This window comes from Terrabacter sp. Root85 (genome assembly GCF_001429185.1).
Classification (GTDB): Bacteria; Actinomycetota; Actinomycetes; order Actinomycetales; family Dermatophilaceae; genus Terrabacter.
In genome coordinates, this window is the sequence record NZ_LMIW01000001.1 from 770,826 (window position 1) to 790,888 (window position 20,063).

Here is a 20,063-nt window from a genome sequence, read left to right on the forward strand (position 1 = left end):
TCGTTCGAGTGGGTCCTGTGCCGGCCCGAGGTCTAGCATTACCGGGGTTTGCGCCCGGCCACCCCGGGCCGATCCCCCTCCATCCCCCACCCTCAGGGAACGCTCTCGTGCTCCGACGCCTCACCCTCGCCTGCGCCACGGCCGCCCTCGCCCTCCCCCTCGCGGCCTGCGGTGGCAGCTCGCCCGCCTCGTCCCCCGAGGCCGCCGCGCACCCCGACTGGGCCGTCGTCGCCGAGCTCGTCTGCCCGTCGAGCGGCGACACCCAGGGGTCGCTGGCCGAGCACAAGATCACGTGCACGGGAGCGCAGGGCAAGCCGGTCGAGGCGGCCTTCTACGACCAAGCCGTCGAGCTCGACCGGCGGGTCAGCACGTTCGAGTGCACGAACGGCGTGAAGTCCGTGGCCGGCAAGAACTGGATGGTGCCCGCCGTCACGGACGAGAAGGTCGTGGCCAAGCTGCTCGACGCCGGCGGCATCAACCTCTGCTGAGCGCCGGTCAGTCGAAGTCCCGCAACGCCCGGTTCTCGATGTCGCGCAGGACCTCGTCGGCACTCGCCGCGCTCACGTCGCCACGTCGGCGCGCGTCGAGCACGAGTCGGCGTTCGGCGTCGCTGGCACGTCGGAGCACGGACTCGAGCGCCCTTCCCCGTCGGGCGTCCTCGTCGTCGCGCGCTCGGGCGTGGGCCATCGTCTCCTGCGCCGAGAGGTAGCCCTCGTACTGCGCGATCGCGGCACGACGGACGTCCTCGTCGAGGGAGGCCTCCTCGTGCCTGATCTGCGCCAGGCCCGCGGTCGTGGCGCGGATCCGCAGCCGCGAGACCTCGGCCGTCTCGTCGACATCGCTGCCGACGTGGAGGTACTTCGTCAGAGGGGTGAGCGTCAGGCCCTGCACGACGAGGGTGACCAGCACGGAGACGAGGGCAACGGTGACCACCTCGTCGCGGGCCGGAAGGGGCTCACCCGTCGCGACGACGGTCGGTAGCGCCACGGCCGAGGCCACGGTGACGACACCGCGCATGCCCGCCCACGCCACCACCGTCGACTCCCGCCAGCCGGTGGGCAGCGGGGAGTCGCGACGGCGGGCCCGAAGGCGGGCCAGCCAGGCGGCCGGGTAGATCCAGGCTGCTCTGAAGACGATGATCGTGCCGACCACGAGGGCGGCCAGACCCATGGTTCCCGCGCTCGTCTCGGTGGAGCGGATCACCGCGACGAGCTCGAAGCCCAGCAGCGCGAAGACGAGGCTGGTGATGAGGAAGTCGGAGAAGGACCAGACGGCACGTCCGAGGAGCCAGCCCGCCGAGGTGGTGGCGTCGTGACCGAAGGTGCGCAGGTAGAGACCGAGCACGAGGACGGCCAGCACGCCTGACCCGTTGAGGTGTTCCGCACCCACGTAGGCGACGAAGGGCACGAGCACGGTCACCGTCGTCTCGGCGTAGCCGTCGTGGATACGGCCCAGTACGACCTTCGAGACGTAGCCGACGACGAGTCCGACGAGCACACCGAGGACCACCGCTTCCCCGAGCTCGAGGGCGACGTCCGCTCCCGTGATGTCTCCCGTGACGGCAGCCACGATGGCGACCTTGTAGGCGACGAGTGCTGTCGCGTCGTTGAACATCCCCTCGCCCTCGAGGATGGTGACCAGCCGGTGCGGCAGGCGAAGCCGACGAGCCACGGCCGTCGCTGCGACCGGGTCGGGTGGGGAGACGATGGCACCCAGCACCCAGGCCACTGCCCAGGGCAGCCCCGCCGCGTGGGCCACGACGGCCACGACGGTCACCGTGGCCAGCGTCAGGCCGACCGCGAGCACGAAGACGGCACCCGCATGCTCCCTGAACTCGTTGACCGTCGTGCGCTGGGTCGCGGCGAAGAGCAGCGGTGGCAGCACCACGGGAAGGATGAGGGCAGGGTCGAGGGACAGCGGGTTGGCCGGGGTCACCAGGGCAATCACCAGCCCGAAGATCGTCAGCAGCACCGGCTGCGGGACCCGGATCCGGTCGGCGACCGGAGTCAGCACGATGATGCCCACCACCACCACGAGGGCCAGCACGGGTCCGTCCACGGTCGAACCCTAGGACAGCGAGGGCCCCGGCGTCCGGCGTGCGAAGGGACCGAACCACGTCAACACCGTGTTGACGACGACCACCACGGCGACGACGACGGCCCACGCGCGCGGCAGGACCGCGAAGGCTGCGACCGCAGCGCCTCCGAGCACGACCACCTTCGTCAGGACGCCGAGCTCGGGCACCTGCACGACCGCCCTGGGCGCCGCGAAGAGTCCCCAGAGGGTGACGGCGGCCGCGGGGATGAGGACGCCGCCGAGCATGTGGGCGGCGGTGGTGGTCCCGAGACCGGCTCCCCAGACCGCGAGCAGGACGACGGCCAGCACCTCGACGCCGAAGGCGATGACGTCATTGGCGTTGACGCCGGCGACGGAGCGCGCGGTCACGGGTCCGGCTCGTCGAGGAAGGCGTGCGTGAGGTCCGCGAGCTCGCGCGCCGACTCGGTGTTGACGAGCGCCCCGGCACCGTCCACGACCTGCAGACGGGCGGTCGGCAGGTGCTGCGAGAGCTCCTGCGCCGCGACGATCCCGGCCTTGTCCCTCGACCCGGCGACGAGGAGCACCGGCGCCGCGACGGCACGCAGCGACTCCGTGCCGTCGAAGCCCTTGAGCGCGTCCAGGACCGCGAGCATCCGCGGGCGCGAGACCCCCGCGTCGACGAGCCTGCTCTCCGGCACGAGACGCATCGCGAGGCGCTGCATCCGCAGGGCCCCCCGGCCCGGGCGCACGAGCGCACCGCCGAGGACGAGACGCCCGACGAGCTCGGGCCGCTCGACGGCGAGGCGCAGCGCGACGCTCGCACCCACCGAGACCCCGACGAAGTCGGCCTGCTTGACGCCATGGAGCTCGAGCTCGTCCGCGACGCCCGACGCCGCGTCTCCGAGGTCGAAGCCGACGGGGTCCTTGGGCTTGAGCCCCTTCATCCAGGGGGCCGTCATCGGGCGGCGGGCGCCGTAGGCCGACACGAAGTCCTGCCACGCGATCGGCGACTGGCCGAGACCGTGCAGCAGGACGAGCGGGCGAGGGGCCACGTCAGCTCCAGTCGAGGACGACCTTGCCGCACTGGCCGGACCGGGCGGTCTCGAAGGCCTCCTCCCACTGCTCGGCCGGGAAGCGGTGGGTGATGACCTGGGCGACCGCGGACCGGAAGCGCTCGGACGTCGCGATCATCTGCGACATGGCGTACCACGTGTCGTACATCTCGCGGCCGTAGATGCCCTTGAGCGTGATCATGTGGGTGATGACCTTGCCCCAGTCGAGCTCGTAGGACTGGTGCGGCAGGCCGAGGAGCGCGATGCGCCCGCCGTGGTTCATGTTGGCGATCATGTCGGTGACGGCCGGCGCAGCACCGGACATCTCGAGCCCGATGTCGAAGCCCTCCTTCATGCCGAGGTGGGCCTGAGCGTCGGCGAGGCTCTCGCGCGTCACGTTGATCGTCAGGTCGGCACCGGCGTGCTCGGCGAGCGCGAGGCGGTAGTCGCTCGCATCGGTGACGACGACGTAGCGGGCACCCGCGTGCCGTGCGATCGCGGCGGCCATGACGCCGATCGGGCCGGCGCCGGTGATGACGACGTCCTCGCCGACCATCGGCCACTGCAGGGCCGTGTGGGTCGCGTTGCCGAGCGGGTCGAAGACGGCGCCGAGGTCGGGGTCGAGGTCTGCGGGCTGGATCCACGCGTTGCTCGCCGGGATGACGACGTAGTCGGCGAAGGCGCCGTCGCGGTTGACGCCGATGCCCTCGGTGCGGATGCAGAGATGGCGGCGGCCGGCGCGGCAGTTGCGGCAGCGGCCGCACACGATGTGCCCCTCGCCGGAGGCACGGTCACCGACGGAGATCCCCGTGACGTCCTCGCCGATCTCGACGACCTCGCCGTAGAACTCGTGGCCGATGACGAGCGGCGGCGTGACGGTCGACGCCGCCCAGTCGTCCCAGCCGGCGAGGTGCAGGTCGGTGCCGCAGAGGCCCGCCCGCAGGACGCGGATCTTGACGTCGGCGGGCCCGCACTCGGGCTCGGGACGGTCGACGAGCGAGAGGCCGGGGCCTGCGGTCAGCTTGGTGAGTGCGCGCACGGGGAGAGTCTGCCACTGCCGATAATGGGAGCGTGCCCCCCTCTGCCGAGAGCCCCGCCCCGAGCCCCCGGGTGGCCGCCGCCGTCGCGCGGCTGCGGTCTGCCGGTGAGCGCGTCACCCCGGCGAGGTATGCCGTCCTGCACGTCGTCGACGCCGCCGACCTCGCCGACGAGCACCTCACCGCCGAGCAGATCGGCACCCGCGTGGCCGACGTCGAGCCGAGCGTGCACCGGGCCACCGTCTACCGCACGCTGACCTCGCTCGTCGAGACCGGCGTCCTCTCGCACGTGCACCTCGGCGGGACGGCGACGGTCTACCACCTCACCGAGCCGTCGCCCACCGAGCAGCACGAGCACGCCGCCCACGACCACGGACACGCCCATGTCCAGTGCCACGTCTGCGGGCGTGTGCTCGACGTGGCACCGGACGTGTTCGACGAGGTGGCCGCGCGGCTGCGAGCCGACCTCGACTTCACCCTCGACACCGGTCACGCGGCCCTGCTCGGCACCTGCGGCGACTGCGCGACGCCCTGACCGCGGGTCAGAGGGCGCGGAGGTCGAGGAGGTAGCCCTGGGCCGGGCCCATGATCGGGACCGGCAGGCCGACGGTCGTCAGGACCGACCCCGGGACGACGACGCCGTCCTCGCCGAGGGCCGGCTCCCACCAGCCCGGCGGGGTGTTCTGCACGACGGCGGGCAGGCCGGCCTCGGGACGCACCCGGACGGCATACGACCTGCTCGGGTCGAGGCCCGGCAGCGCCAGCGCACCGGTCGCGGCGTCGCGGCCGGTCACGAGACGGGCCACGGTGTAGGCCGCCCGGCTGCGGTCGCCGTCGACGGTGCCCGTGACGATGACCGTGCCGTCGGGGCTCTCGGAGCGCACGAGGTCGCCGGTGTGGAGCAACGGCCGCAGCTCGCGCGCGAGCGCGGTCCACCCCGTCAGCGCCTCGAGCTCCTCGTCGGAGCACTCCGTGATGTCCCACTCGAGACCGGCGTGACCCTGGAGCGCCATGAGCGTGCGGAAGCCGAGGTCGACCGTGCGGTGCGTCGTGTGGGCCGTGGCCGGGCCGACGTGCGTGCCCATGAGCTCGGCCGGCACGAGCAGGCTCGTCCAGCGCTGGATGTTGGCCCGCTCGAGCGCGTCGTTGCAGTCGCTCGTCCAGATGCGGTCGGTGCGGTCGAGCACGGCCAGGTCGACGCGCGCCCCACCACTGCTGCAGGACTCGATCTCGAGCTGCGGGTGACGCGCCCGGAGGTCGTCGAGCAGCCGGTAGAAGGCCAGCGTGTGCGCGTGGACGGCCGGGGTGTCGACGAGGCGCCCGGACGGGCCGTCGACGGTGTGCACCGCCTCGAGCAGGTCGCGGTTGTGGTCCCACTTGATGTAGTCGATGCCGATGTCGGTGACGAGCCCGCTGATCCGCTCGAGCAGCTGCTCGCGCGCGGCGTCGTGCGTCAGGTCGAGCAGCTGCTGCCAACGCCACTCGCGCGGTGAGCCGGCGGCCGGGCGCAGCACCCACTCGGGGTGCTCCCGCACGAGGTCGCTGTCCTCGTTGACCATCTCGGGCTCGAACCACAGCCCGAACTCGAGGCCGAGGCCCTTGACGTGGTCGACGAGCGCGCCCATCCCCTCGGGCCACACGTCGCTGGAGACGACCCAGTCGCCGAGACCGGCGCGGTCGTGGCGACGCCCGCCGAACCAGCCGTCGTCGAGGACGAAGCGCTCGACGCCGATCCGGGAGGCCGTGTCGGCCAGGGCTCTGAGGTGCTCGAGGTCGGTCTCGAAGTAGACGGCCTCCCACGTGTTGAGCACGACGGGACGCGGCCGCGACGGGTGGCCGGCGCGGGCACGAAGGCTGCGGTGGAGGCGGCGCGAGAGGCCGTCGAGCCCCTCGGTCGAGTGCACGAAGACGACCGTCGGGGCGGCATACGACTCCCCGGGTGCGAGGCGCACCTCGCCGGGAGCGAGCAGCTCGGCCCCGCCGATGACGGCGTGGTGGCGGCCGGCACCCTCGGGCAGCGCCTCGACGAGGTGCTCGTGGTTGCCGCTCCACGCGGTGTGCACGGCCCAGACCTCGCCCGAACGCCAGTCGAACCCGGCCGTGCCGGCCATCATGAGCAGCGTCGCGTCGTGGCCGGTGCGGCCGCGGCGGCTGGCGCGCAGGTGGGTGCCGTGGTCGAGGCGGCTGCGCTGCGGCGAGCGCTCGCGACACCAGCGGCCGGTGAGGTCGAGCACCTCGTCGGCGCGCAGCGGCAGCGGCAGGATCGCGCGCAGCGCCGAGACGTCGAGCGGAGCGGTGTCCTCGCCCGTGTTGGTCACCGACGCGTCGACGCGGAGCACGCCGTGCTCGTCGAGCGCGTGCCGCAGCTCGAGGCGTATGCCGTCCGGCGAGCTCGCGCGGGTCACGAGAGTCGTGCCGTCGGGCTCGCAGGTCACGTCGTGCCAGCGCACGGCACCCGCGGAGCCGGCGCGGTGGCCGGCCCAGCCGGGCGTGCCCGACCAGCCGTCGGCCTCGCCGGGCAGCACGGTGAGGGGCCACGGCACGTCGAGCGCGCTGTGGCCGACAGGAGCGAGCGTCAGCGCGGGAAGGGCGGCATACGTGCTCGCCCCGCCCTCGAGCGCGGGCCCCCAGTGGATGACCTCGGGCAACCCGGAGCCGCCGGGGCGCGGCTCGAGCACGAGCGCGGTCCCGGCGGACTCCAGGTGGACGGTGGACTGGGTGGACTGGTCGGTCAGGTCGGTCACGTCATCCCTTGGTCGCGCCGAGCGTCAGGCCGGCCACGAAGTGTCGTTGGAGCACGAAGAAGATCACGAGGGTCGGGATCGCGACGATCATCGACCCGGCGGCCACGAGGTTGTTGTCCGTGAAGAACTGGCCCCGCAGGTTGTTGAGCGAGCTCGTCACCGGGAACTTGTCGCCCTGCTGGAGCAGCACGGTGGCCCAGAAGAACTCGTTGTAGATCCACGTCGTCTGGAGCACCGCGAGCGCGGCGAGGGCCGGCCGGCACAGCGGCAGCGTGATCTGGAAGAACTGCCGCGTCACGCTCGCACCGTCGATGACGGCGGACTCGTAGAGCTCCTTCGGCAGCGCCTTCATGTAGTTGCTGAGCACGAAGGCGCAGAAGCCGATCTGGAAGGCCATGTTGACGAGGATCAGGCCGACGAAGCTGTTGAGCAGGGTGCCCGAGTCGCTGATCCACAGGGGCACCTCGATGGCGCGGAACATCCGGTAGACCGGGATGAGCAGCGCCTGGGGCGGCAGCAGGTTCGCTGCGAGGAAGAAGCCGAGCAGCGCGAGGTTGAACTTGAACGAGAAGCGCGCGACGACGAAGGCCACGCAGCACGACAGGAAGAGCGTGAGGATGACGGCGGGGATCGTGATGATCGCCGAGTTCGCGAAGTGCAGCCCGAAGTCGGCCTGCTGCCACGCGTTCGTGTAGTTGTCGAACGTGAACCCGCCCCACGAGACGTAGCCGTTCTTCGCCGTGAAGGCGTAGTCGCGGAACGAGTTGACGAGCGCGAGGAGCAGCGGGAAGAGCCAGATCAGCGAGATCAGGGTGAGCATGACCGGCAGCAGCCAGCGGCGGCCGGACTGCGGGCCCCCCTCGTGCGGCTTGAGGAGCGCCTGGCTGCGCTCCTCCACCGGGTCGGCGGCGAGGGACATGTCAGTCCTCCTTCATGGCGATGCGCAGGTAGATGAAGACGAGCACGCTCGAGATGAGCAGCATGATCGTCGCGAGCGCTGACCCGAAGCCGATGCGGCTCGCCTCGCCGACGACGTTCTGGGTCACGAGCGTCGAGATCAGCTCGAGGCCGTTGCGGCCCTTGTTGATGACCCACACGAGGTCGAAGGCGCGCAGCGACTCGATGAAGGTGACGACGAGGACGATGATGTTGATCGGCCGCATCACCGGGAAGACGACCTTGAAGAACGTCTGCGACTCGCTCGCACCGTCGATCTTGGCCGCTTCGCGCAGCGACGGGTCGACGCCCTTGAGACCGGCCAGGTAGAGCAGCATGATGTAGCCCGCGTGGCGCCAGCTCGCGGCCACGAGCGCGGCCCACAGGTTGACGTTCGGGTCGCCGTACCAGTCGGTCGTGCCACCCGTGATCGCGTTGATCAGTCCCTGGTCGCGCGAGTAGATGAGCTGCCAGATGAAGCCGATGAGGGCCAGCGACAGCACGACCGGCAGGTAGATGCTCGTCTGGTAGAACCGCGTGCCCGCCACGCCACGGTCGACGAGCACGGCGAAGAGCATGCCGAGCGGCGTCGCGACGAGGAACATCACGGCGAGCCAGATCAGGTTGTGCTGGATGGCCGGCCAGAACGGCGGGTAGATCGTCGCGATGTCCCGGTAGTTCTGCAGCCCCACCGACTTGATGCCGGAGAGCGGCCCGATCCCGTCCCAGTTGGTGAAGGAGAGCAGGACCGAGCCGATCGCCGGCAGCCAGACGAGCCACAGGACGATGAGGGTCGGCACGATGACCATCAGCGACACGACGACCTTGTCGCGTGTCGACAGCTGGTCGATACCTCTGTACTTGCGCTTGCTCGCCATGGCGGCTCGCCTCCCGTCAGGAACCGAAGATGCTCTTCTTCTGGGCCTCGATGCTCGTGAGGAGACCGTCGATGTCCTTGGGGTTCTTGATGAAGCTCTGGATCGCCGGGATCATCACCGTCGAGGCGAAGTCGGGGCGCGTGTCGCGGTCCATGAACTGCGCGATCGACTTGGCTGACTTGACGTACTCCAGCGACTTCTTCTGCAGGGCCGTGTAGCCGCTCGTGTCAGCCGTCTGGTTGGTGGCGATGACGCTCGGGTCGGCCTTGAGCGCGAGCAGCTGCGCCTCGGGCTGGGAGATGTACTGGAGCAGCTTCTTGGCGCCGCCCTCGTTCTTCGGCTTGGCGCTCATCATGTAGCCGTCGATGGGTGCCTCGATGGCGTCGGTGCCGATCGTCGAGTCGATCTCCGGGAAGGTGAAGAAGTCGAGGTCGTCCTGCTCGGCACCCTTGGTGAACTGCTGGGCGAGGAACGAGCCGAGGACGTACATGCCGGACTTCTTCTGCTGCAGCGACTGTGCCGCCTCCTGCCACGTGCGACCGAGCGAGTCGGCCTGGTGCAGGGGGAGGATGCCGGCCCAGGTGTCGAAGACCTTCTTGACCTTGGGGTCGGTCCAGGCCTCCTTGCCGGCCATCAGGCTGACGTGGAAGTCGTAGCCGTTGACGCGCAGGTTGATCTGGTCGAACGTGCCCATCGCGGGCCAGCCGTCCTTGTCGCCGAAGGCGATCGGCGAAAGGCCGTCCTTCTTCATCTGGGCGCCGAGGGCGTTGAGGTCGTCAAGGGTCTTGGGGACCTCGTAGCCCTTCTCCTGGAAGACGCTCTTGCGGTAGAAGACCGCCCACGGGTAGTTCGTGATCGGCACGAAGTACTGCTTGCCGTCGGCGGCGGTCGAGGCCTTCTTGAGGGCGTCGGACATGCCGGTGATGTTCTTCCACACGTCGGAGACGTCGCCGACGAGGCCCTTCTCAGCGAAGAACTGCATGCGGTAGCCGGCGAACCACGTGAAGACGTCGTCGGGCGAGCCCTGCAGGTAGTTGTTGATGTTCTCCTGGAAGGAGTTGTGGTCGACGGTGTTGATCTTGACCGTCGTGCCGGGGTTGGCCTTGGCGAACGCGTCCATGTAGGACTGGACGGCGGCCTTCGGCACGGCGTCCGACTGGTTGGAGCCGACGGTGACGGTGCCGGTGACGGCCCCCGTCGGGACGCCGGTGCTGCCCGTGCTGCCGGAGCTGCACGCGGCGAGGCCGCCCGCTCCGAGCAGGGTGCCGACGCCGAGGGCGCCGCGCAGCAGGGTCCGACGGTCGACGCCGCGGACGGAGGGGGGAACCATGCGGGCCAGGTACTCGGCCTCGCTCGAGGGGCGGGTCATTGCGGTCTCCTTTGACGCTGTGCCGGGTTCGTTGTCGATAGGAAGCGACAGAGTCGAACATCTGCCACCAGAAACCTTCAACAACAAACAGAGGATGTCGGCGCCCGGTGGCGCTGTCAAGGGATTCGTCGAGACCCACAGCCGTCTGCGACCGAACCGAGACCTTCACAGGGCGCTGACCTCCGGCTTTACACCGTTGTAACGCGATTCGCGCCGCATGGGGAGCCGGTCCAGCGACCCGTCCTGACAGCGCCGGCGGCGTCCCACGGGCCGAGACCGTTGACGAACATCCGCACTTCGCCACGTCCGATGTGTTTGAAAATGTTGACATCGCGGCGAGCAAAGCGACACCCTGTGTCCCATGCGCTCATGGCCGACGAAGACCCTGGCACTCGGTGGCGACTACAACCCCGAGCAGTGGCCCCGCCCCGTCTGGGACGAGGACATCGAGCTGATGCGGCGCGCCAACGTGTCGTTCGTCAGCCTCGGCATCTTCTCGTGGAGCTGGCTCGAGCCGGCCAAGGGCGAGTACGAGTTCGAGTGGCTCGACACGATCCTCGACAAACTCCACGCCGGCGGCATCGCCGTCGACCTCGCCACGGCCACCGCCACCCCGCCCCCGTGGCTCTCGGCCGCCCACCCCGAGATCCTCCCCGTCGACGTCGACGGCCACACGCTCTGGCCCGGCAGCCGGCAGACGTGGTGCCCGACGTCGCCCGTCTTCCGCGAGTACGCCGTCGCGCTCACCCGGCAGCTGGCGACGCGCTACCACGAGCACCCGGCCGTCGCGATGTGGCACGTCTCCAACGAGTACGCGTGCCACAACCTGCCCTGCTACTGCGACGAGTGCGCGCGGCACTTCCGCACCTGGCTCCAGCGCCGCTACACCGCCCTCGAGACGCTCAACGACGCGTGGGGCACCGCCTTCTGGAGCCAGCGCTACACGGACTGGGACCAGATCCTGCCGCCGCGCCGGTCGACGACGTTCAACAACCCGACCCACGTGCTCGACTACAAGCGGTTCAGCTCCGACGCGCTCCTCGACCACATGCGCGCCGAGCGGGCCGTCCTCGACGAGCTCTCCCCCGGCGTCCCCGTGACGACGAACTTCATGACGCTCGACCACTTCCGCCACCTCGACTACTCGCAGTGGACGCCCACCGTCGACGTCGTCAGCACCGACCACTACATCGTCGACACGCTCGCGCACCCGCGCGCCGAGCTCGCCTACAGCGGCGACCTGACCCGCGGCCTCGCGGGCGGCGCGCCGTGGATGCTCATGGAGCACTCGACGAGTGCGGTCAACTGGCAGCCGACCAACCACGCCAAGGACTTCGGCCAGACGATCCGCGACGCCGTGGCCCACGTGGCCCGCGGCGCCGACACGATCGGGTGGTTCCAGTGGCGCCAGTCCCGCGCCGGCTCGGAGAAGTTCCACAGCGCCCTCGTGCCGCACGCCGGTGCGGACAGCGCGCGCTTCCGCGAGGTCGAGGAGCTCGGCCGGATCGCCGGCCGCCTCGGCGAGCTCGTCGGCAGCCGCGTCGAGTCCCGGGTCGCGATCCTCCATGACTACTCGGCGATCTGGGCCGCCGAGGGTCCGTGCATGCCGAGCTCCGAGCTCGACGCCCTGACCGCGGCGCAGGCGATCCACCGTGCCCTCCACGACCGCGGGGTCACGGCGGACGTCGTGCACCCCTCGGCAGACCTCACGGCATACGCCCTCGTCGTCGTGCCGCAGCTCTACCTCGTCACCGACGAGCACGCGGCCGCCGTCGCCGCGGCCGCCGAGGCGGGCGCCGAGGTGCTCGTCACGTACTTCTCCGGCATCAGCGACGAGAACGACCACGTGCGCCTCGGCGGCTACCCTGGTGCGTTCCGCGACCTGCTCGGCGTCCGCGTCGAGGAGTTCTTCCCGCTCGGCCCCGACGACACGGTCGCGCTCGCCGATGGCACCGGGACGTGGTGGAGCGAGGACGTGACCGCCCTGCCCGGCACCGAGGTGCTGTCGACGTATGCCGCCGGGCCGCTCACCGGGCGCCCCGCGGTCACGCGTCGGGCGGGCACCGACAGCGCCGGATCCGCTTGGTACGTCAGCACGCTCCCCGACGACACCACCCTCGGGGCGCTCCTCGACGACGTCCTCTCCGCCGCCGGCGTCGAGCCGACCGTCGCGGGCCTGCCCCGCGGCGTGGAGACGACGCGTCGGCGCAGCGACGGCGACGGCTCGTGGCTATTCCTGCTCAACCACACCGATGCCGAGCAGACCATCGCCGCAACTGGGTACGACCTCGTCGCGGACGCCCCTGTCGACGGCAGCGTCCGCCTCGCCCCCGGTGGCGTGGCCGTGCTCAGGGAGGACTGACGATGCTCGCCAGCCAGCGGCGCTCCGTCATCCTCGAGCTCGTCGAGGAGTCCGGGGCCGTCAAGGTCTCGGACCTCGTCGAGCGGCTCGGCGTCTCCGACATGACGATCCGCCGCGACATCGAGCGCCTCTCGACCGACGGGCTGCTCGAGCGCGTGCACGGCGGCGCCCTGGCCCTCGGCGGCACCCGGAGCAGCGAGGAGCCCGGCTTCTCCGCCAAGTCGCTGCTCCAGCTCGCCCAGAAGCAGGCCATCGCCCGGGCCGCCGCACAGCGGGTCGAGGCGGGCAGCGCCATCGGCATCTCCGCGGGGACGACGACCTACGAGCTGGCCCGCGCCGTCAAGGACATCCCGCAGCTGACCGTCGTCACCAACTCGGTCCCGGTGGCCCAGCTGCTCCACGAGTCCGGGGCGCCCGGCCAGACGGTCGTGCTGACCGGCGGCGTCCGCACCCCGTCCGACGCCCTCGTCGGCCCGGTCGCCGTGTCGGCCCTGCGCTCGCTGCACGTCGACCTGCTCTTCCTCGGCGCGCACGGCGTCGACGGTCGCACGGGCCTCACGACGCCCAACCTCGTCGAGTCCGAGACGAACCGCGCGCTCGTCGCCTCGGCGCGCCACGTCTGCCTCCTCGCCGACTCGTCCAAGTGGGGCACCGTGGGCCTCAGCACCTTCGCCGACCTCGCCGACGTCGACCTGTTCGTCACCGACGCCGCCTTCCCCGAGCGGGCCCGCGAGGCCGCCCGCGAGAGCGTCGGCTCCCTCGAGATCGTGGAGGCCTGATGCCCACCGACAGCCGGACGGCAGCCCGTTTCACGACGAGGCACCTCGCCGACGGGCGCGAGATCATCTACGTCGACGAGCCGGGCACGGCCGAGCGCACGGCCGAGGACCCGCGGCCCGTCGAGCCGCGCGTGCAGTCGGGCGAGCTGCGCCATGACGCGCTCGTCGACGACTGGGTCGCCGTCGCCGCGCACCGCCAGCACCGCACGTTCATGCCGCCCAAGGACGAGTGCCCGCTCTGCCCCGCCGGCCACGGGTCGGTGCCGTCGGAGATCCCCGAGCGCGACTACCAGGTCGTCGTCTTCGAGAACCGCTTCCCGTCGTATGCCGTCACCTCCGTCGGCGCCGACGTCCCCGACCCGAGGGGGATCTTCGGCACCCGCCCGGCCGTCGGGCGCTGCGAGGTCGTGTGCTTCACGAGCAACCACGAGTCGTCGTTCACGGACCTCCCCGTCGAGCGGGTGCGCACCGTCATCGACACGTGGGCCCAGCGCACCGAGGCCCTCGGCGCCCTGCCCGAGGTCGAGCACGTCTTCGCCTTCGAGAACCGCGGCCGCGAGATCGGCGTGACGCTCCCGCACCCGCACGGCCAGATCTACGCCTACCCGTACCTGCCCGACCGCACCAAGGCCCTGCTCGAGGCCGCGCGACGCCACCACGAGCGCACCGGTCGGCTCCTCGGCGCCGACATCCTCGCCGCCGAGCGGGCCGACGGCTCGCGGGTCGTCGTGTCGGGGACGCACTGGACGGCATACGTCCCCTTCGCGGCACGTTGGCCGGTCGAGGTGCACCTCGCCCCGCACCGCGACGTGCCCGACCTCGCCGCCCTCGACGACGACGAGCGCGACGAGCTGGCCGTCGTCTACCGCGACCTGCTCGGGCGCCTCGACCGCTACTACGTCGACGCGGACGGGTCACCCGTCAAGCTGCCCTACATCGCGGCGTGGCAGCAGGCCCCGGCGAAGACCGGGCGTGACGTCTCGCGGCTGCACCTGCAGGTCATGTCGGTCCTGCGCGGCCCGGGGCGCCTGAAGTACCTCGCCGGATCCGAGTCCGGGGTCGGCGGCTGGGTCAACGACGTCGCCCCCGAGAAGGCGGCTGCCCGTCTGCGCGAGGTCGCCCGGTGAGCGACCGCACCCCCGACGAGGTCGTCGAGTCGGTCTCGGACGCCTTCGCGCGCACGTTCGGCAGCGCCCCGGCGGGCGTGTGGTCGGCGCCGGGCCGGGTCAACCTCATCGGCGAGCACACCGACTACAACGGTGGCCTGTGCCTGCCGATCGCGCTGCCGCAGCGGACGTATGCCGCCGCGTCCCGTCGCGACGACGGTGTCCTCCGGATGGCGTCCGTCCAGCAGGACGGCGTCGTCGAGGTGGCCCTCGACGACATCTCGCCGGAGCGGCCGGGCGGCTGGGCCTCCTACGTCGCGGGAGTCCTCTGGGCCCTGCGCCGTGACGGCCTGGCCGTCGACGGCCTGGACGTGCTCGTCGACTCCACCGTGCCGCTCGGCGCCGGACTGTCGAGCTCGGCCGCCCTCGAGTGCGCCGTCGCCGCGGCCGCGAGCGACCTCTTCGACCTCGACCTGCTCGCCTCGCCCGAGGGGCGGGCCCGGCTGGCCGCGCGCTGCGTCGAGGCCGAGAACGTCATCTCCGGGGCCCCGACGGGCGGCATGGACCAGTCGGCCTCGCTGCTCTGCGACGACGCCGCAGCCCTGCTGCTCGACTGCCGGTCCGGCGAGACGCGGCAGGTGCCCTTCGACCTCGACGCCGCCGGCTACGTCCTGCTCGTCACCGACACGAGAGCCGAGCACGCCCTCGTGGACGGCCAGTACGCCGCCCGACGTGACGCGTGCGAGGCGGCCGCCCGCGACCTCGGCGTCGAGACGCTCCGCGAGATCGATCCCGCCGGGCTCGACGCCGCGCTCGGTCAGCTCGGCTCCGACGAGGTGCGGCGCCGGGTGCGCCACGTCGTCACCGAGATCGAGCGCGTGACGCTCGCGGTGACGGCGCTCGAGGCGGGTGACCTCGACGAGGTCGGCCGGCTCTTCGACGCCTCGCACGCCTCGCTGCGCGACGACTACGAGGTCTCCTGCGAGGAGCTCGACGTCGCGACGGCGACGGCTCGCTCGCACGGCGCCCTGGGCGCGCGGATGACCGGAGGTGGCTTCGGCGGCTCGTGCATCGCGATCGTCCGGGCCGTCGACGCCGAGGCGGTGGCCGACGCCATCGCGGCCACCTTCGAGGCGGAGGGCTTCACGGCCCCGGTGTCGTTCACGGTGACCGCGTCCGGTCCGGCCGACCGCGACCGCTGACCCCCCGCGCTCACTAGGGTGCGTCCATGACCTCGGCGACGCCGCCCGCCCCCGGCACGACCCTTCCCGCTGCCGTGCGCCGGGGCTACGGCCTCGGGTCGGTCGCCACGGGGTCGTTCGGCACGGTGCCCGGCCTGCTCCTGCTGCCCTACCTCACCGACCGGCTCGGCGTGCCGGCCGCGGCTGCCGGCGTCATCGTCTTCGCGCCCAAGGCGTGGGACGTCGTGCTCAACCCGATCGCGGGCCGCATCAGCGACCGGTCGACGCACCCGGACGGGAGGAGGCGACCCTTCCTCATCCGCGCCGGACTGCTTCTCGCGGCAGCCTTCGCGCTCCTCTTCCTCGGGCCGACCGCGCCGCAGTGGCTCGCCGCCGGCTGGGTGGCCGTCGCGTACCTCGCCTGCGCGACGGCCTACAGCTTCTTCCAGGTGCCCTACGTCGCGATGCCGGCCGAGATCACCGACGACTACGACGAGCGCACCCGGCTCATGACGTGGCGGGTCGCGATCCTCGCCCTCGCGATCCTCGTCAGCGGCGGCGCGTCACCGGCCATCCGTGACGCGTTCGGGCCCGTCTGGGGCTACCGCGTCGTCGGGTTCTTCGTCGCCGCCCTCATCGCCCTCGGGGCCTACGGTGCGTGGCGGGGCACCCGGTCGGCGCCGGTCCGGACCGGCGTCGCGACGAGCGCCACCTTCGGTGACCAGCTGCGGATCATCCGCTCCGACCGGCCGTTCCGGCTGCTGCTGACCACCTTCGTGCTCCAGGCTCTCGCGACCGGCGCGATGCTCGCGGGGGTCGACTACGTGTCCCGCTGGGTCATCGGGACCCCGCTGTCGGCGACGTTGCTCTTCGTCTGCTTCGTCGCCCCGGCCCTCGTCGTCACGCCGCTGTGGCAGCGCTTCGGCACGGCTCGCGACAAGAAGGTCGGCTATCTCGTCGCGTCCCTCCTCCTCGGAGGTGGCGCGCTCGCCCTGGTGCTCGTGCGTTCGCTGCCCGACGGTGTCGTCTACGCCTGCGTCGCCGTCGTCGGCGTCGGCTACGCGGGGGCGCAGATGTTCCCGCTCGCGATGCTCGCCGACGTCGCGAGCCGCACGGACGAGGCGCGCACCCGTGTCGGGCTCTACACCGGCGTGTGGACCGCGGGAGAGACGCTGGGCCTCTCGCTCGGGCCGGCCACGTATGCCGCCGTGCTGGCTCTCGGCGGCTACGTCTCCTCGACGGGATCGACCGTGCCACAGTCGGACTCGGCCCTGACAGCGATCGCGCTCGGCTTCTCGCTCGTGCCCGCCGCCCTCGTCGCGCTCTCGTTCTTCTCTCTGCGCGCCTTCCCGTCGACCCGAAAGGACGCACCATGACGATGGACCACGACGAGATCCGTGAGGCGCTGACGGCGATGCGCGCCCGGGACCTGCCGACCCATGGCGGGCGCACCCTCGCCTACGTCTACGACTCCGGCCTGGCCTCGGCCGACGCCATCGGTCGGGAGGCCCTCGCGGCATTCGCGTCCACGAACGGGCTCGACCCCACGGCCTTCCCGTCCCTGCTCCAGATGGAGAACGACCTCGTCGGCATCGCGGGTCGGCTCGTCGATGCCCCAGCGGGATTCGCGGGTGCCGTCACGTCGGGCGGCACCGAGTCGATCCTGCTCGCCGTCCTGGCCGCCCGTGACGCGCGGCCCGAGATCGTGGCTCCCAGGATGATCCTCCCGACGACGGCACACGCGGCCTTCCACAAGGCCGCGCACTGGCTGCGGGTCGAGCCGGTCCTCGTCGACGTCGATCCCGTGACGAAGCGCGCCGGCCCCGAGGCCATGGCCGCCGCCATCGACGACCGGACCGTCCTCGTCGTCGCCTCGGCCCCGTCCTACGCGCACGGCGTCATCGACCCCGTCGCGCCGATCGCCGCAGCCGCCGCGGCCGCCGGGGTGCGCTGCCACGTCGACGCGTGCATCGGCGGCTGGGTGCTGCCCCACCTGCGCGACTCCGAGCCCGGGCAGCCTCCGTGGACGTTCGCCGCCCCGGGCGTGACGAGCCTGTCGCTCGACCTGCACAAGTACGCCTACACCCCCAAGGGCGTGTCGGTGCTGCTCCACGCCTCGGCCGACCTGCGCCGGACGCACCTCTTCGCGTCGGCCCGCTGGCCGGGCTACACGATGCTCAACACGACGGCGCAGTCGACGAAGTCCGGCGGTCCGGTGGCCGCCGCGTGGGCCGTCGTGCACCACATCGGCGCCGAGCGCTACACGTCGCTCGCCCGGGACGCGCGCACGGCCGCTCTCGACCTGGCGGCCGCGGTGGACGGCATACCCGGTCTGTCGGTGGCGGCTCCCCCGGACTCGACGCTGCTCTCCCTCGTCGCCGACGGCTCGTGCGACGTCTTCACGATCAGCGACGAGATGCTGGACCGCGGGTGGTTCGTCCAGCCGCAGATGCGCTTCCGCGACCTCCCGGCCACCCTGCACCTCACGTTCAGCGCGGCGACGGCTGCGTCGTCCGACCTCATCGCCACCGACCTCGCCGACGCGACGGCGGCGGCCCGCGTCTCCGGGCGGGCCACGGCCCCGGCCGAGCTCGTCGCGATGGCCTCGGCCCTCGACCCGACCACCCTCGACGAGGCGACGTTCACCGGACTGCTCGCCGCGGCCGGGCTGGCCGGGGGCGACGGGGGGCTCGTGCTGCCCGAGCGGATGGCCCCGGTCAACGCCCTGCTCGACGAGCTGCCGCCGGCCGTGCGCGAGGTGCTGCTCCTCGGTGTCGTCGACCGACTCGCCCGCCCGACCCCACCGGCCTGACCGACGGCGGCGACCGGGTACGCGAAAGGGCGGGCACCTCGCGGTGCCCGCCCTCGTCGTGTCGATGTCGCTCAGCCGGGGATGATGAGTCCCTTGGTGGCCTTGGCGCGCTCGAGGCGTGCGGCGACGTCCTCCCAGTTCACGAGGTTCCACCAGGCCTTGACGTAGTCGGCCTTGACGTTCTCGTACTGCAGGTAGAAGGCGTGCTCCCACATGTCGAGCTGGAGCAGCGGGATCTGGCCCACAGGGATGTTGCCCTGCTGGTCGAACAGCTGCATGATGTGCGGCCGCTCGGCGATGGTGTCCCACGCGAGGATCGACCAGCCGGAGCCCTGGATCGCGTTGGCGTTGGCGTTGAAGTGCGCCTGGAACTTCTCGAAGCCGCCGAAGTACTCGGTGATCGCCGCGGCGACCTCACCCTCGGGCTGGCCACCGCCGTCGGGGCTCATGTTCTTCCAGAACACGGAATGGTTGGTGTGACCACCGAGGTGGAAGGCGAGGTTCTTCTCCACACCGTTGACGGAGGCGTAGTCACCCGACTCGCGCAGCTCCTCCAGCTTGGCGACGGCAGCGTTGGCGCCGTCGACGTAGGCCTTGTGGTGCTTGCTGTGGTGCAGCTCCATGATGCGAGCGCTGATGTGGGGCTCGAGGGCGGCGTAGTCGTAGTCGAGCTCGGGAAGCGTGTAAGCCACTTGTCGTTCCTTTCTGGAGACCATCCGGCTCCGACCACTCTATGCCGCACCGGATCGGCGTCGACAGGGTGTCCGTGAGCACGGGCTGTGGGTCACGTACCCACTTGACCCACCCTCCGACGTCAACCCCACTTGAGGTCAAACCGTTACGGCTCAGGGATGGTCGAGGAAGGCCTCGAGGGTCTCGACGACGAGCCGGTGGTCCTCCCGCTGAGGCAGGCCCGAGACGGCGATGGTGCCGACGCAGCCGACCCCACGGACGATGACGGGGAAGGCGCCACCGTGGGCGGCATACGATCCCGGGTCGAGGCGTGAGCTGTCCTCGAACGTCTTGCCGGCGGAACGGAGCTCCTCGCCGACGTAGAGGGACGAATGACCGTAGCGGTCGACGACGGCGCTCTTGCGCTCGAGCCAGCCGTCGTTGTCGGCCGTCGCCCCGGGCAGCGCGGCGTGGAAGAGGCGCTGCCCGTTGCGACGGATCGAGATCGCGACCGGGGCGCGCGCGGCCCGCGCGGCGTCACGCAGCGCGACGCCCAGCGCCCAGGCCGTGTCGTCGTCGAAGCGGTCGAAGACGAGCCGCGCCTCCTGGTCCGCCAGCTGCTCCAGCGTCGGCTGGTCGGTCACGCGCGCGCCACCCGCCGGAACGCGATGCCGACGAGGACGAGGACGATGCCGACGCCGAACGCCATGAACGCGACGCCGAAGGCCAGGACCGACGTGAAGAGCGAGGCGCGCAGGAACGAGCCGGTCATGACGACCTGACGGTTCGGGTCGTCCTTGGGCAGCTCGGCGTACGTCTTGCCGCCGCTCGCCGCGAGGGCGTGCTTCTCGATGGTCTCGGCCTCCGAGTACGCGGTCCACGGCGAGTTCACGGGCTGCCCGGCGAACCTCGCCGCGTCCTCCGAGACGGTGATCTTCTCGCTGGCGAGCTGGGACTGCACCTGGTACCAGGTGAATCCGCCGGCCAGGACCATGATGACGCCGATGACGATGACGATCGTCCCGATGACGGCGACGGAGCCGAGTCGATTGGACGTGGTGCTGGTGGTGGGGGTGACGGTGCTCATGTGAGTCCTCC

At 71.4% G+C, this 20,063-nt stretch carries 19 protein-coding genes; 8 read left to right on the top strand and 11 right to left on the bottom strand.

Translation table 11 applies throughout. The features are described from left to right. The first annotated feature begins 107 nt into the window (after nucleotides 1–107). Nucleotides 108–488, top strand: a complete 381-nt coding sequence (locus ASE25_RS03660) for a hypothetical protein (protein WP_056772384.1) — start codon at nucleotides 108–110, stop codon at nucleotides 486–488. A gap of 7 nt (nucleotides 489–495) precedes the next feature. Here ASE25_RS03660 and ASE25_RS03665 read toward each other — a convergent pair whose 3' ends face one another. From ASE25_RS03665 to tdh, 4 genes are read right to left on the bottom strand one after another with little or no spacing between them, the layout of a single operon-like run. Further along, a complete protein-coding gene (locus ASE25_RS03665; protein ID WP_056822810.1) occupies nucleotides 496–2,058 on the bottom strand; it encodes a Na+/H+ antiporter in 1,563 nt (520 codons plus the stop codon). Between the two features lie 9 nt (nucleotides 2,059–2,067). Beyond that, nucleotides 2,068–2,445 (bottom strand): DUF2568 domain-containing protein, encoded by a 378-nt coding sequence (locus ASE25_RS03670; protein WP_056822813.1) that lies wholly within the window; start codon nucleotides 2,443–2,445, stop codon nucleotides 2,068–2,070. Then, nucleotides 2,442–3,089: an alpha/beta fold hydrolase gene (locus ASE25_RS03675; protein WP_056822816.1), complete on the bottom strand. Its 648-nt coding sequence runs from the start codon at nucleotides 3,087–3,089 to the stop codon at nucleotides 2,442–2,444. The genes ASE25_RS03670 and ASE25_RS03675 overlap by 4 nt, the downstream gene beginning before the upstream one ends. A 1-nt stretch (nucleotide 3,090) precedes the next feature. Further along, complete coding sequence (gene tdh, locus ASE25_RS03680) at nucleotides 3,091–4,128, bottom strand: L-threonine 3-dehydrogenase (protein ID WP_020142104.1); 1,038 nt, start codon at nucleotides 4,126–4,128, stop codon at nucleotides 3,091–3,093. A gap of 32 nt (nucleotides 4,129–4,160) precedes the next feature. On the opposite strand from tdh, the gene ASE25_RS03685 reads away from it, so the two are divergent. Then, nucleotides 4,161–4,661, top strand: a complete 501-nt coding sequence (locus tag ASE25_RS03685) for a Fur family transcriptional regulator (RefSeq protein WP_235508524.1) — start codon at nucleotides 4,161–4,163, stop codon at nucleotides 4,659–4,661. A 7-nt stretch (nucleotides 4,662–4,668) separates the two neighbouring features. Here ASE25_RS03685 and ASE25_RS03690 read toward each other — a convergent pair whose 3' ends face one another. From ASE25_RS03690 to ASE25_RS03705, 4 genes are read right to left on the bottom strand one after another with little or no spacing between them, the layout of a single operon-like run. Beyond that, nucleotides 4,669–6,870, bottom strand: coding sequence for an alpha-galactosidase (locus tag ASE25_RS03690; protein ID WP_056822819.1), 2,202 nt, complete (start codon nucleotides 6,868–6,870; stop codon nucleotides 4,669–4,671). Nucleotide 6,871: 1 nt separating this feature from the next. Further along, a complete protein-coding gene (locus ASE25_RS03695; RefSeq protein WP_200958958.1) occupies nucleotides 6,872–7,789 on the bottom strand; it encodes a carbohydrate ABC transporter permease in 918 nt (305 codons plus the stop codon). A 1-nt stretch (nucleotide 7,790) separates the two neighbouring features. After that, complete coding sequence (locus tag ASE25_RS03700) at nucleotides 7,791–8,684, bottom strand: carbohydrate ABC transporter permease (RefSeq protein WP_056775419.1); 894 nt, start codon at nucleotides 8,682–8,684, stop codon at nucleotides 7,791–7,793. A 16-nt stretch (nucleotides 8,685–8,700) separates the two neighbouring features. Continuing rightward, nucleotides 8,701–10,053 (bottom strand): ABC transporter substrate-binding protein, encoded by a 1,353-nt coding sequence (locus tag ASE25_RS03705; RefSeq protein ID WP_056775421.1) that lies wholly within the window; start codon nucleotides 10,051–10,053, stop codon nucleotides 8,701–8,703. Nucleotides 10,054–10,414: 361 nt separating this feature from the next. Here ASE25_RS03705 and ASE25_RS03710 point away from each other — a divergent pair, with 361 nt between their 5' ends. The 6 genes from ASE25_RS03710 to ASE25_RS03735 are packed head-to-tail and all read left to right on the top strand — an operon-like array spanning nucleotide 10,415 to nucleotide 18,293. Next, nucleotides 10,415–12,415 (top strand): beta-galactosidase, encoded by a 2,001-nt coding sequence (locus tag ASE25_RS03710; protein WP_056822822.1) that lies wholly within the window; start codon nucleotides 10,415–10,417, stop codon nucleotides 12,413–12,415. Between the two features lie 2 nt (nucleotides 12,416–12,417). After that, nucleotides 12,418–13,194 (top strand): DeoR/GlpR family DNA-binding transcription regulator, encoded by a 777-nt coding sequence (locus ASE25_RS03715; RefSeq protein ID WP_082619668.1) that lies wholly within the window; start codon nucleotides 12,418–12,420, stop codon nucleotides 13,192–13,194. Then, on the top strand, nucleotides 13,194–14,321 hold the full coding sequence (galT, locus tag ASE25_RS03720) for a galactose-1-phosphate uridylyltransferase (protein WP_056822824.1): 1,128 nt from the start codon (nucleotides 13,194–13,196) through the stop codon (nucleotides 14,319–14,321). Before ASE25_RS03715 ends, galT begins: the two co-directional genes overlap by 1 nt. Continuing rightward, nucleotides 14,318–15,502 (top strand): galactokinase, encoded by a 1,185-nt coding sequence (gene galK / locus ASE25_RS03725; RefSeq protein WP_056822827.1) that lies wholly within the window; start codon nucleotides 14,318–14,320, stop codon nucleotides 15,500–15,502. Before galT ends, galK begins: the two co-directional genes overlap by 4 nt. 26 nt (nucleotides 15,503–15,528) lie before the next feature. After that, a complete protein-coding gene (locus tag ASE25_RS03730) occupies nucleotides 15,529–16,857 on the top strand; it encodes an MFS transporter (RefSeq protein WP_056775434.1) in 1,329 nt (442 codons plus the stop codon). After that, nucleotides 16,854–18,293 (top strand): aminotransferase class V-fold PLP-dependent enzyme, encoded by a 1,440-nt coding sequence (locus ASE25_RS03735; RefSeq protein ID WP_056822829.1) that lies wholly within the window; start codon nucleotides 16,854–16,856, stop codon nucleotides 18,291–18,293. Before ASE25_RS03730 ends, ASE25_RS03735 begins: the two co-directional genes overlap by 4 nt. Before the next feature lie 71 nt (nucleotides 18,294–18,364). On the opposite strand, the gene ASE25_RS03740 is transcribed toward ASE25_RS03735, so the two are convergent. From ASE25_RS03740 to ASE25_RS03750, 3 genes are all read right to left on the bottom strand, one after another. Beyond that, a complete protein-coding gene (locus ASE25_RS03740; RefSeq protein ID WP_235508525.1) occupies nucleotides 18,365–18,985 on the bottom strand; it encodes a superoxide dismutase in 621 nt (206 codons plus the stop codon). 153 nt (nucleotides 18,986–19,138) lie between these two features. After that, on the bottom strand, nucleotides 19,139–19,609 hold the full coding sequence (locus ASE25_RS03745; protein WP_056822832.1) for a heme-degrading domain-containing protein: 471 nt from the start codon (nucleotides 19,607–19,609) through the stop codon (nucleotides 19,139–19,141). Then, complete coding sequence (locus tag ASE25_RS03750; RefSeq protein ID WP_056775446.1) at nucleotides 19,606–20,052, bottom strand: hypothetical protein; 447 nt, start codon at nucleotides 20,050–20,052, stop codon at nucleotides 19,606–19,608. The genes ASE25_RS03745 and ASE25_RS03750 overlap by 4 nt, the downstream gene beginning before the upstream one ends. Between the last annotated feature and the right edge of the window lie 11 nt (nucleotides 20,053–20,063).

Bases quoted from the DNA above. Each gene is read 5' to 3' on its own strand.
- ASE25_RS03750 (WP_056775446.1), bottom strand. From the start codon at position 20,052: ATGAGCACCGTCACCCCCACCACCAGCACCACGTCCAATCGACTCGGC.
- ASE25_RS03695 (WP_200958958.1), bottom strand. From the start codon at position 7,789: ATGTCCCTCGCCGCCGACCCGGTGGAGGAGCGCAGCCAGGCGCTCCTC.
- ASE25_RS03715 (WP_082619668.1), top strand. From the start codon at position 12,418: ATGCTCGCCAGCCAGCGGCGCTCCGTCATCCTCGAGCTCGTCGAGGAG.
- galT (WP_056822824.1), top strand. From the start codon at position 13,194: ATGCCCACCGACAGCCGGACGGCAGCCCGTTTCACGACGAGGCACCTC.
- ASE25_RS03730 (WP_056775434.1), top strand. From the start codon at position 15,529: ATGACCTCGGCGACGCCGCCCGCCCCCGGCACGACCCTTCCCGCTGCC.
- ASE25_RS03705 (WP_056775421.1), bottom strand. From the start codon at position 10,053: ATGACCCGCCCCTCGAGCGAGGCCGAGTACCTGGCCCGCATGGTTCCC.
- ASE25_RS03700 (WP_056775419.1), bottom strand. From the start codon at position 8,684: ATGGCGAGCAAGCGCAAGTACAGAGGTATCGACCAGCTGTCGACACGC.
- ASE25_RS03710 (WP_056822822.1), top strand. From the start codon at position 10,415: ATGCGCTCATGGCCGACGAAGACCCTGGCACTCGGTGGCGACTACAAC.
- ASE25_RS03735 (WP_056822829.1), top strand. From the start codon at position 16,854: ATGACGATGGACCACGACGAGATCCGTGAGGCGCTGACGGCGATGCGC.